Here is an 11,915-nt window from a genome sequence, read left to right as displayed (position 1 = left end):
CTTAATATGACAGGACAGACGGAACAGCTGTTTGAAGACTGGAGACAGGGCTGGGATGAAATCGTAGCTGTACAGCTTCCGGATATTGAAGAGCTGCTGTTCGATGCAGAAGAATACACAGACAAATTCCGTTTTAATAAAACAAAAGAAACACTGTCCCGAATTGATGGGGTCCTTTCCGATACAGAAACAAAAATCGAAACGATTCTTCAAGAGCTGAATGGACTGGTTGGAAGTGAAGAAAAGAACCGGGAAGAAATCGAATTATTGCAAGAAGAATATCGGAGCAGCAAGAAGCAATTGCTCGCATACCGTCATACATATGGGCAGGCCGCTAAGAAAATAGAAGTTGTACTGGATACACTCGCAAAAGAAATTGAACAATTTAATGAACTGACGGATGGGGGGAACTATCTGGATGCACGTGAGATTGTTCTAAACATGAGTCAGGAAATGAAGGCAATCGCATACAAGATGGAGAGCATTCCTAAACTGACGACAGACTGCGAGAATATCCTCCCATCCCAGTTGTCTGAGCTTGAAGCGGGCTATGTTGAAATGAAGGAGCAGGGCTATATACTCGACCATGTTGAAGTGGATAAAGAAGTGAGCGTATTGAATGAGACGCTTGCCGGTTTTACAGAACGTCTTCAGTCCCTTGAAGTGGAAGAAGTGGAAGAAGGTTTACAGGAAATCAAGAGTAAGATTGAAATGCTCTATGATCTGCTGGAGAAAGAAGTACATGCAAGACACTTCGTCCATCAATATAAAGACGAAACGACAGAAGGATTGATCAAGGCAAAAGAAGAGAATGATGATATCCAGTATGAAGTGAATCTTGTGCAGCAGGGATACCACCTGCATGAGTCCGATTTGAAAGCACCACAGGAACTTCAGAAGAAAATCATTCAATTATCGAAACGCCATGAATTGATCATGAATAAAGTCGAAAGTAATCAGACTGCTTATACGGCTATGAGTGATGAGTTGAAGGAAATAAGAAGCGGGCTCGAAGCCCTGAATATGGAGCAGTCAGAATTTGCAGTGTTCCTGCAGAATTTAAGAAAAGATGAATTGACGACCCGGGAAAAAATCGCCGATCTCAAGAAAAAAGTCTCAGAAGCAAGCCGGATGATCTCAAAAAGCAATGTACCTGGTCTGCCTGCGGATTATGATGATCTTCTGAATGAAGTGCACCGGAAGATTGAGCAAGTGAATGCAAGCCTGACAGAAAAACCTTTGAACATGAAATTCATCCAGGAAACGCTGTTAGAAGCTTCCGATACAGTCGATCACTTCTTTACTAAGACTCAGGAACTGATAGAAAATGTTTTGTTATCAGAAAAAACCATTCAATACGGCAATCGTTACAGAAGCAGGTATGACTCGGTCCGGGAAGGGCTGCAGGCGGCAGAAGAAGCCTTCAGACAGTATGACTACCGCAAAGCTTTGGAAGAAGCAGCCACCACGATCGAGAAGGTGGAGCCCGGCGCTCTGAAAAAAATTGAAAAGATGATCAATCTTGACGAACAAGATTAACTAAAAGGACCGGTGAAGAAGAGAAATCTTCTTCACCGGTCCTTTTCATTTTAAATTTCACTCACTTTCTTAGAATATCCCGCAAATTGTGCTATGATGAATCCGATGACAGCTCCGGCCAATGCGGGCACGATCCATCCGATACCCTCTGCATAGAAAGGAAGGAAACTTAAAGTCTCACTGATAGAAGTGACATTCATTCCAGCTGTCTTCAATCCGTCGATCACACTGATGATCCCTGTTGGAACCAATGCTCCTGCGTATACAAGTGAATATCCTTTAAACCAGTTATGCATGAAAGATAACATGATCAGTACAATCGCCAATGGATAAATGAAGATCAGCACAGGAAGTGATACGGCGATCAATTGCGTCAGCCCGATATTTGCAATCACCATACTGAATGCAGATAGGATGATGACCAGTTTTCCATATGAGATCGGAAGTATTTTGCTGAAGTATTGTGCACATGCAGACACTAGCCCGATGGAAGTGGTTAAGCATGCAAATGTGATGGCCAATGCAAGAATGATTGCTCCGGCAGAACCAAATAAATAGTCCGCTGATGCCGAGAGAATCGCTCCTCCGTTCGCCTTAACCCCAATTGATTCAGTACTTGTTGCACCTATATAGCTGAGAGATAAGTATACAAGGGCAAGACCGGCAGCAGCGATAAAGCCTGCAATGATGGTTACCTTTGTAATGTTTGCTTTACTGGTGATGCCGCGGCCTTTTATTGCATTAATCACTACAATCCCGAAGACTAATGCCGCGATGGTATCCATCGTTAAATATCCTTCAATGAACCCTTTGAAAAGTGCTCCATCCTGATACGCCGGATTGGGATCTCCCAGAGTCCCCATTGGGGTTACAATGCTCTTAACTGTTAAAACCGTCATGATGATAATCAGCGCAGGCGTTAATATCTTGCCGATACGGTCAACTAATTTTGATGGGTTCATCGCTAGCCATGCAGTGAAACCAAAGAAAATTATTGTATAAATGAGTAATGGAACTCCGTATTTAGCTGCATCTTCCGATAAAAAAGGAATTACACCTATTTCATAAGCTACTGTACCCGTTCTTGGTATTCCGAAAAAGGGACCGATTGCTAAATACATAATGACGGTAAAAATCAACCCGAATAAAGGATGTACCCGGCTAGCAAGTGACTGTAGATCGCCGCCGGACCTTGCTATCGCGATCACGCCAAGTAATGGAAGTCCGACTCCTGTAATTAAAAATCCGAAGATGCCTGTCCACACCTGGTCGCCTGCCTGTTGACCAAGAAATGGAGGGAAAATCATATTCCCGGCTCCGAGGAAAAGAGCAAACAGCATCAGTCCTATCGTTAAGATCCCCCCGGATGACAGCGCTTTCTCATTCATATATATACCTCCGTTTGTAATCGTTATCATAGGCAAAATTATCTTATCATATTCATGTAGAAAAATGTCGAATCACTAAATAGTCTTACTATTTAGTAAATTCAAATAGCTTATCTGTCATATCACCTACATGATTGTCGCAAATTTCATCAGAGTTATCAATGGTTATTTTTATAAAATATTAAAAATTTTAAAGATTTAATTGGAGAATCATTATTGTAATCATAGTATTGAATGCTTTTTTCTATTATCATTTGGGATGTTTTGATTTTGTGATAAAATTAGTGATTGGAAAGAACAAAAGAAGGTGTAAATGATGATCTATTTGGATAATGCAGCTACAACAAAGCCATATAAGGAAGCTTTGGATGCTTACATGAAAGTAAATGAAGTCTATTATGCCAACCCTTCCTCTCTCCATTCCTTTGGCGGGCGGGTGGAAAAATTAATCGGTCAGTCAAGGAAACAAATTGCCGGCCTCCTGAAAATCAAGGAAAAGGAAGTGTTTTTCACTTCCGGTGGAACTGAATCGAATAACCTTGCAATAAAAGGGACGGCATTACAATTCGGACAAAGAGGGAAGCATATCATTACCACCAAAGTTGAGCATCCTTCCGTGACTAATTCAATGAAGCAATTGGAATCCCTGGGTTACTCAATAACGTACATAGGGGTTGATCATTCTGGAAAAGTTGATCCCAAGAAAGTGGAAAATGCGATTCAGGATGATACGATTCTGGTTTCTGTCATGCACGTAAATAATGAAACAGGTGCGGTCCAGCCTGTCGGCGAGATTGGGTCGATCCTGAAAAGGCATTCCAAAATCCTTTTTCATGTGGATGGTGTCCAGGCTTGCGGGAAAATCCCGCTGTCCTTCCATGAACATTATATTGATTTATACAGTATTTCCGCTCATAAAATACACGGTCTTAAAGGTACAGGTATGCTCTTTGTAAGGGATGGAGTGGCCCTTTCACCGCTCCTGACAGGCGGTGAGCAGGAAGGAAATATCAGAAGCGGTACAGAAAATACAGGCGGAATTGTTTCATTTGCGAAGGCAATGAGGTTGTATTTTGATGAAAGTCATGAACATTTAAACAGCATGCGGGGCATAAGCAGTTATTTACGGAACGAACTGGTCGCTATGGAAGGTGTGACGGTTCACACTTCCATTGAAAGTGCACCTCATATCCTCAATTTTTCCATAAAAGATTTTAAGAGCGAGGTAGTGGTGCATGCACTTGATCGCCACCAGGTTTATGTCTCAACCACAAGCGCCTGTTCTTCAAAGAAAAGCAAGCCGAGTCCTACACTGCTGTCGATGGGAGTGGGAGAAGAGCTTGCAGACCGCGCGATCAGAATAAGTTTGTCCTTTCAAAATACAATGGAAGAAGCTGAAAAATTCATGCAGTTATTAAAGGATGAAACAGCCCAATTACAGAAAACAATGAGGAGATCACGATGAAATACAATCGAATACTAGTCAGATACGGTGAAATATCGACCAAAGGAAGAAACCGAAAAAAATTCACATCGAAGCTTAGAGAGAATATCGTAGAGGCATTAAAAGAGTTTCAGGGAGTATCCGTATCAGCAAGCCGGGACCGTCTGCATATCCTGCTTGGAGAGGAGAATGGAGAAGAGATCATTCCCCACCTTCAGAAAATCTTCGGAATCCAATCTTTCAGTCCGGTAGTCAAGGTGGAGAGGGATCTTCAAGAAATATGCAAAGCAGGAGTGGCATTGGTGCAAAAGAGCTTTGAACCAGGTAAAACGTTCAAGGTCTCAGCCCGGCGCGCAGATAAACATTTCCCGCTGGAAACAAATGAAATTAATTTTGAAGTTGGTTCATACGTGTTAAGAAATACCGAAGGGTTGACTGTGGACGTCAAGAATCCTGATATTAAATTGAACGTAGAAGTAAGAAAAGAGGGCGTATATCTTTCTTCAGAAATCTATCCCGGTTCAACAGGGATGCCTGTGGGCGCCAGTGGAAAGGCGATGCTGATGCTTTCGGGCGGAATCGACAGTCCGGTTGCCGGCTATTTAACAATGAAGCGCGGGGTTGAAATCGAAGCCGTCCATTTTCACAGCCCGCCATTTACAAGCGACCGGGCAAAGCAAAAGGTCATCGATCTTTCCAAAAAATTGTCTGCTTTCAGCGGCAGCATCAAATTACATGTCGTTCCTTTTACTAAAATCCAGCAAATGATCCATGATCAGGTGCCGGAGAACTACACGATGACATCTACGAGAAGGATGATGCTGAAAATCGCTGATAAGATCCGTCAGCAAAATGAAGGCCTTGCACTTGTAACAGGTGAAAGCCTTGGACAGGTTGCCAGCCAGACACTCGAAAGTATGCAGGCGATCAATGACGTCACAAACACACCTGTGCTCAGACCGTTAATCGCGATGGATAAATTAGAGATCATCGATATTGCCCAAAAAATTGATACCCATGATATTTCAATTCTTCCGTACGAAGATTGCTGTACGATTTTTACACCGCCTGCACCTAAGACAAGGCCCAAAAAAGAAAAGGTACAGTATTACGAAAGCTTTGTTGATTTCGAAACGTTAATCGATGAAGCAGTCAGGGAAACAGAGACAATCACCCTTAATGCTGGAGCGGATTCCAGCGCTGAAGAAAGCTTTGAAGATCTTCTCTAAATAGGAACATTTACCAATGAAATTCCTTGCATGAAGCCATGTGTTTTCGCACAATCTATACTCAACAAGCAACGAGGAGGTGAAAACACATGGCAAACAACAGAAGTTCTAACCAACTAGTAGCTCCTGGAGCTCAACAAGCTATCGACCAAATGAAATACGAAATCGCTTCTGAATTCGGTGTTCAACTTGGTGCTGATGCAACTTCACGCGCTAACGGTTCTGTAGGTGGAGAAATCACTAAACGTTTAGTTCAAATGGCTGAACAACAAATCGGTGGTGGATTCCAAAAATAATTAAATACAATGGCTACAAGGAGCGGGGTGACTCGCTCCTTTTAAATTTGGCCGCGTTTTTGAATACCGCAGTTGATTTCTGTAGAAGACTTCACTTACGTCTAAGGCTGCATATTTTATGGTATACTGCTTTGGTTTCCCTAAAAACATTCTTATCGAATTAACCTACGATGTTTGGCCACTACCACGCAGGACCATTCGTCTTCCACTTCGAACAACTGAAGGATCCACTACGCGCTTGTTCTAGAAATTTTCCCCGTGCCTTTCTGCTGCAGCTAATTGATTTCCCTTACAGTAATTCAAATTCTCTCAGTAAAATGGAAAAGTCATAATTTATTAAATTCTTATTTAAATGAATAATTTAAAAAATTTAAAAAATTTAGTATAATGGAAGTGGAGTCACAAACAAGGGGGAATTCGGATGAACAGACAAGAGCTGATCGCACCAGAAAGGTACAACTTGGTTGAGGAAGTGGAGAAGTTTACTGGCGATGAAAAGAAACTCGCGATTAAATGGGAAAATGAAGACGGTGACAAGAAAGAAATCACGTATACCAACCTGCTTAAAAATGCAAATAGAATTGGAAACGTTTTTTTGAAGTCCGGACTCGAAAAAGGCGATGTCATCCTCGTGATGGTACCAAGGTTAATCGAAGCGTACGGCGTGTATCTAGCTGCATTAAAATCAGGGATGGTCGTCATTCCAAGCTCAGAGATGCTGCGTACAAAAGACCTTGAATATCGAATTGATCATGGAGATGTAAAGGGGATCGTTGCATACTCTCCATTTATCGGGCAGTTTGAAAATGTCCGAGGGATGGACAAGCTTCAGAAGTTCGTCATCGGGGAAGAACAAGACGGATGGATCACCGTCGATGAAGAAATGAAGATAGTCCCTGATGAATTGGCTTTCGCTGATACGGCCAGGGATGACATGGCTTTCTTATCCTATACTTCCGGAACGACAGGAAATCCTAAAGGAGTAGTACATACGCACGGATGGGCATTTGCCCACCTGAGAACGGCTGCAGCGGGCTGGCTGGGAATTGAAGAAGGGGATACTGTCTGGGCGACGGCTGGTCCCGGCTGGCAAAAATGGATCTGGAGTCCGTTCATGTCAGTGCTCGGATCAGGAGCCACCGGTCTTGTTTATCAAGGGAAGTTCGAGCCGAATAAATATTTGCAATTACTTCAGGACAACGGTGTGAACGTCCTTTGCTGTACACCTACTGAATACAGGCTGATGGCCAAAGTTGATGACCTCGGCACGTATGACTTGAGTGCCTTGCATAGTGCCGTCTCAGCAGGTGAGCCATTGAACCGGGAAGTCATCGATTTGTTCAAAAAGCATCATGGGATCGAAGTGCGTGACGGATACGGCCAAACTGAAAATACTCTGCTCGTCGGAATCATGAAAGGAATGGAACTGAAGCCAGGTTCCATGGGCAAGCCTACTCCCGGTAACAGGGTGGAAGTAATCAGTGATGAGGGCATGCCTTGTGAAGCAGGTGAAGTCGGCGATATCGCCGTTCATGTCGATACTCCTGCACTATTCAAAAACTATTATAAAGACCCGGAAAGAACGGCGATGCAATTCAGGGGTGACTACTATATCACCGGTGACAAAGCGAAAAAGGATGAAGAAGGCTATTTCTGGTTCGAGGGAAGAGGAGACGATATCATCATTTCCTCCGGCTACACAATCGGGCCGTTTGAAGTGGAAGATGCACTGGTGAAACATCCTTCCGTCCAGGAATGTGCGGTAGTGGGAAGCCCGGATGAAGTCCGCGGATTGATCGTTAAAGCTTTCGTTGTATTAAGGGAGGATGTAGACCAGCTCGATCCCGATATCATTCCTCAGCTGCAGGACCATGTGAAGCAGCTGACTGCACCATACAAATACCCGCGTAAAATAGAATTCGTATCTGAACTGCCGAAAACGACATCAGGTAAAATCAGAAGGATTGAACTGCGTCAGAAAGAAATGGATTCAGTTAAGAACTAGAGTTGTAAGTGTGAGACAGGGAACCTGATTGATTGGGTTCCCTGTTTTTTTAGTGTTACAGCATGCTTATTTATCTTGTAAAGAATATCGGTGTTTTAAAAGTTTCCAACGTTGAGCGGAGTGCAAAGCGAAGACTCCTGCCAAAGTAATGTCCTGGAAGAGAGCAAATATGATGAGGAGGCTCACGGTCAGACTTCGGAAAGCGAAGTCTTGTACGGAAATCAGAAACATCCAAATACATTCCACTTCCCGATTCCTCCTGTATTATGGTACATTTGATACAGCATTTTCTAAGAAGAAAGGAAGCTTCCAAGATGGGTACTTTATGGACAAACGGAAAGATTTATACAATGCAGTCTGAAGGTCATGAGGTTGAAGCGGTATTTACAGAGAATGGTTTCATCAGGGCACTGGGCACCGAGGAAGACCTCCGTCAAAAATATAATATAGAAGAAACCGTCGATTTACAAAACGGGGTCATGTTCCCCGGATTTGTGGACAGCCACATGCATCTGATCGGTCACGGGGAAACATTGCTCCGACTCGATTTATCTCAGATGACAAGTAAGGAAGAGGTACTGAATGCCGTTGCTTCTAAAGCTGATAAGCTTCCTGAAGGGCAGTGGATTTTTGGTGAAGGATGGAACGAAAATCTATGGGAAGATAGAGATGTCATTACAAAGAAGGAATTAGATGCCGCAGTTCCACATCATCCTGTTCTATTAAAGCGGATTTGCCGACATGCGATGGTTGTGAATTCCCTTGCATTCAAACAGGCAAATATAAGTGAAAGCACACCAAGTCCTGCGGGAGGATTAATAGAAAAAGATGAAAGCGGAATGCTGAACGGACTCTTAAAGGATAAAGCACAGGATCTAATGGTGGATGCTTTGCCGCCCATTTCCTCTCACTATTTGGAAGAAGCCCTGTCAAAAGGAATTGAAAGCTGCTGGGAAAACGGATTGGTCGGCGGTCACACCGAAGACTTAAGCTACTACGGCAATTTCAATAAAACATACAGTGCTTTCAAACAAACGATTAACGGTCATAATAAGAAATTCAGGGCGCATCTCCTCGTTCATCATGAGGTCATTCATGATTGGAATGACGAAGGACATCATTTTCTTGGGGGAAATGACTTTATCGAGTTCGGGGCAATGAAGATCTTTGCTGACGGCGCATTAGGTGGAAGAACGGCTTTGCTGAGCTATCCATACGCCGATGATCCCAGCACGGTTGGTGTCAGCATCCATGCTCAGGAAAGTCTGCTCAAACTTGTAGAGAAAGCCAGAAGTCTGGAATTACCGATTGCTGTACATACGATCGGGGATAAAGCCTTTGAGAATGTGGTGAATGCCATCAAGGCGCACCCCTCGGTAAAATCAAGACGCGACCGCTTGATTCATGCACAGATACTTCGGGAAGAGTTAATAGAAGAAATTAAAGACCTTCCGTTGATTTTAGATATTCAGCCGCGTTTTGTCGCTTCTGATTTTCCTTGGGTGATCGATCGCCTTGGTGAAGAGAACATGAAGTATAATTATGCATGGAAGACTTTACTTGACAGGGGTATTCCGTGTGCAGGGGGATCTGACGCCCCGATTGAGCCGATTAACCCTTTATGGGGGATTCATGCTGCGGTTACACGGACCAATCCATTGGATCCCCGCAAGCAAGTGCATATACCTGAAGAGAAACTTTCAATGTATGATGCGATTTCCCTTTTTACGAAAGGGAGTGCGTATGCCTGTCATCATGAGGATGACCGCGGTGTCATCAAAGAAGGGTTCACGGCAGATTTCACTGTGCTCGATAAAGACCCCTTCGAAGCAGAACCTGATGAACTGCTGGAGAAAATCGTTTCCATGACCATCGTGGACGAGTCGATCGTGTATAAGAAAAAATAAAATCATTGCCCTCAAAACTTTTCGCGGATATAATGAAGTTATTTCGAAAACGGAAATAGTTTTGGGGGTGTTTTTTTGAAGCAAAATGAACAGACAGGAATTTTTTACACAGCTTTTTCCTATTTTTTATGGGGAATACTCCCGATATACTGGAAATGGTTGAATCATGTGGCCGCAGATGAAATATTAGCAAATCGAGTTTTTTGGTCTTTCTGGTTTATGCTGCTATTCTTATTTTTCACGAAACGATGGAAGGCTTTCACTTCTTACATCAAGTCCTCACTGACGAAGAAAAAACAGCTGGCCGCTTTATTACTTGCTTCGTTATTGATCAGTGCCAATTGGTTCATCTATATTTGGGCGGTGAACACCAATCAAATGGTGGAAGCCAGCCTTGGGTACTATATCAATCCCCTTGTAAGCGTGCTGTTAGGGGTATTTATTTTAAAAGAAAGCTTGTCTAAAGCTCAAATCGTTTCTTTTATTCTCGCTGCTGCAGGTGTGCTGATTCTGACATTTTCATACGGTGAGTTCCCGTGGATTGCAATGGGTCTTGCTTTTTCTTTCGGATTATATGGTCTTGCCAAAAAGCTGATTAAAGTTGATTCAGCAATCGGTTTGACGCTTGAGACGATGACAATCGCACCGATTTCTTTGATCTACATGGGATATATGTTTACAACAGGTTCATCTTCGATTTTCACCGTATCTTTGGGGACAGATCTTCTATTGATGGGGGCGGGCGCAGTCACAGCCATTCCGCTGCTGTTCTTCTCAAAAGGTGCACAGCAGATCCCTCTTTACATGGTCGGTTTTCTGCAATATGTTTCGCCGACGATCACATTGATCCTCGGTGTCATGGTCTATGGAGAAACATTCTCGGGGACACATTTGATATCGTTTATCTTCATCTGGATTGCGCTGGTGATCTTTACGGCATCACGCATTCAGTTTGCCAGGAAACGAAGGAGAGAAGCAAAGTTGTCTGCATAACATTGAATAAAGCTCCGGTGCATCAAGCGCCGGAGCTTTTATGTTTGTCCAGCTCCGGCGGCTAGAGGCTCGAGACATAAGTCATGCCATCCAAAAAGGCAAAGACCGCCTTTGTGGCTGCCCTGTCTTATGCTTGTCGCCTCTGGGCGAGCCGCCTCCGCTTTTCTATTTGTCCAGCTCCGGCGGCTAGAGGTTCGAGGCATAAGTCATGCCATCCAAAAAGGCAAAGACCGCCTTTGTGGCTGCCCTGTCTTATGCTTGTCGCCTCTGGGCGAGCCGCCTCCGCTTATTTATTTCATAAGAACGACCGCTTCACTTTCTCCCAGAAAGAGTTGTCTTTCAGTTTTACGGTTTTGATGACTTTATCACTGAGCCGGGCTTCCACTTTCTCGACATGCTGTATGCTCAATGCCTCATTGTCCATCCCCATAGCAGGATAGTCATTTCCATCCTGGACGATTTTCAATTCGAGGCGGCGTTTGTCGCTCAAGATGAATGATGACCCAAGTGTGCGGTACCGGTTGTTATTAAGGGAAGCCATTTCACTGACTTGAAGACATGGAATCATCGGATCTACAACTGCCCCGTTAACGGATTTGTTATAGGCGGTGCTCCCCGTCGGAGTGGCGATGATCATACCGTCCCCCCTGAATGTTTCAAAGTGAATATCATCAATAAAGACATCCATCACGAACGTCTTGATGATTCCTGATCGGATGCTGAATTCATTCAGGCATTGGAAAGATGTCTGCTCGTCCACAGTCAATTCAATGGTTGGATACTTTCTTACTTCGATTTGTTCTTTTGTCATCGCATCGATCATTTTTGACGTGTCGTCAATGTGGAAATCACAATACATGCTGAGAGTTCCCCCAGTTGAAATACCTGCATAAAGGCAATCTTGTCTGAATCCTGTCTTGCGGACCGCCTGTAGGAATGTGCCGTCACCGCCTACACTTACGATAATGTTTGCTTCCTTTGGTGAATTTACAATGGAAAAGTCATAACGGTTTGCGAGATCATATAGTTTTTCAATCTTTGGCTGGATGGTTTCATCTTTTAATGCGTAAAAATAAATATTTCGACGATTATTCATACTATGTACCTCCCAAAA

At 43.5% G+C, this 11,915-nt stretch carries 9 protein-coding genes; 7 read left to right on the top strand and 2 right to left on the bottom strand.

The window, feature by feature from the left end:
* Positions 1 to 1,539: septation ring formation regulator EzrA (ezrA, locus tag HP456_RS13460; RefSeq protein ID WP_172251903.1), on the top strand; the 1,539-nt coding region annotated here is incomplete at its 5' end.
* Between the two features lie 50 nt (positions 1,540 to 1,589).
* Here the strand turns inward: ezrA and brnQ are convergent.
* Positions 1,590 to 2,927, bottom strand: a complete 1,338-nt coding sequence (gene brnQ / locus HP456_RS13455; protein WP_172251901.1) for a branched-chain amino acid transport system II carrier protein — start codon at positions 2,925 to 2,927, stop codon at positions 1,590 to 1,592.
* A gap of 316 nt (positions 2,928 to 3,243) precedes the next feature.
* Between brnQ and HP456_RS13450 the strand changes: the two genes are divergently transcribed.
* From HP456_RS13450 to rarD, 6 genes are all read left to right on the top strand, one after another.
* Positions 3,244 to 4,392: a cysteine desulfurase family protein gene (locus HP456_RS13450; RefSeq protein ID WP_172251905.1), complete on the top strand. Its 1,149-nt coding sequence runs from the start codon at positions 3,244 to 3,246 to the stop codon at positions 4,390 to 4,392.
* A complete protein-coding gene (gene thiI / locus HP456_RS13445; protein WP_172251899.1) occupies positions 4,389 to 5,600 on the top strand; it encodes a tRNA uracil 4-sulfurtransferase ThiI in 1,212 nt (403 codons plus the stop codon). The genes HP456_RS13450 and thiI overlap by 4 nt, the downstream gene beginning before the upstream one ends.
* An 89-nt stretch (positions 5,601 to 5,689) precedes the next feature.
* Positions 5,690 to 5,896 carry an alpha/beta-type small acid-soluble spore protein gene (locus tag HP456_RS13440; protein WP_172251897.1) on the top strand — a complete coding sequence of 69 codons (207 nt, stop codon included), beginning with the start codon at positions 5,690 to 5,692 and terminating at the stop codon, positions 5,894 to 5,896.
* Positions 5,897 to 6,317: 421 nt separating this feature from the next.
* Complete coding sequence (gene mbcS, locus HP456_RS13435; protein WP_172251895.1) at positions 6,318 to 7,901, top strand: acyl-CoA synthetase MbcS; 1,584 nt, start codon at positions 6,318 to 6,320, stop codon at positions 7,899 to 7,901.
* A gap of 314 nt (positions 7,902 to 8,215) precedes the next feature.
* Complete coding sequence (locus tag HP456_RS13430) at positions 8,216 to 9,808, top strand: amidohydrolase (protein WP_172251893.1); 1,593 nt, start codon at positions 8,216 to 8,218, stop codon at positions 9,806 to 9,808.
* Positions 9,809 to 9,883: 75 nt separating this feature from the next.
* Positions 9,884 to 10,801: an EamA family transporter RarD gene (gene rarD, locus HP456_RS13425; RefSeq protein WP_172251891.1), complete on the top strand. Its 918-nt coding sequence runs from the start codon at positions 9,884 to 9,886 to the stop codon at positions 10,799 to 10,801.
* 295 nt (positions 10,802 to 11,096) lie between these two features.
* On the opposite strand, the gene HP456_RS13420 is transcribed toward rarD, so the two are convergent.
* On the bottom strand, positions 11,097 to 11,897 hold the full coding sequence (locus tag HP456_RS13420) for an NAD kinase (RefSeq protein ID WP_172251889.1): 801 nt from the start codon (positions 11,895 to 11,897) through the stop codon (positions 11,097 to 11,099).
* Positions 11,898 to 11,915 lie beyond the last annotated feature (18 nt).

It is taken from the genome of Bacillus haikouensis (assembly GCF_013179555.1).
Classification (GTDB): Bacteria; Bacillota; Bacilli; order Bacillales; family Bacillaceae_B; genus Rossellomorea; species Rossellomorea haikouensis_A.
The sequence above is the reverse complement of the archived record's forward strand: the minus strand, read 5'-3'. Positions and strand labels throughout refer to the sequence as shown.

What these genes read in the sequence shown, in the direction of transcription:
- brnQ (WP_172251901.1), bottom strand. Translation starts at nt 2,927, where the DNA reads ATGAATGAGAAAGCGCTGTCATCCGGGGGGATCTTAACGATAGGACTG.
- HP456_RS13450 (WP_172251905.1), top strand. Translation starts at nt 3,244, where the DNA reads ATGATCTATTTGGATAATGCAGCTACAACAAAGCCATATAAGGAAGCT.
- thiI (WP_172251899.1), top strand. Translation starts at nt 4,389, where the DNA reads ATGAAATACAATCGAATACTAGTCAGATACGGTGAAATATCGACCAAA.
- HP456_RS13440 (WP_172251897.1), top strand. Translation starts at nt 5,690, where the DNA reads ATGGCAAACAACAGAAGTTCTAACCAACTAGTAGCTCCTGGAGCTCAA.
- mbcS (WP_172251895.1), top strand. Translation starts at nt 6,318, where the DNA reads ATGAACAGACAAGAGCTGATCGCACCAGAAAGGTACAACTTGGTTGAG.
- HP456_RS13430 (WP_172251893.1), top strand. Translation starts at nt 8,216, where the DNA reads ATGGGTACTTTATGGACAAACGGAAAGATTTATACAATGCAGTCTGAA.
- HP456_RS13420 (WP_172251889.1), bottom strand. Translation starts at nt 11,897, where the DNA reads ATGAATAATCGTCGAAATATTTATTTTTACGCATTAAAAGATGAAACC.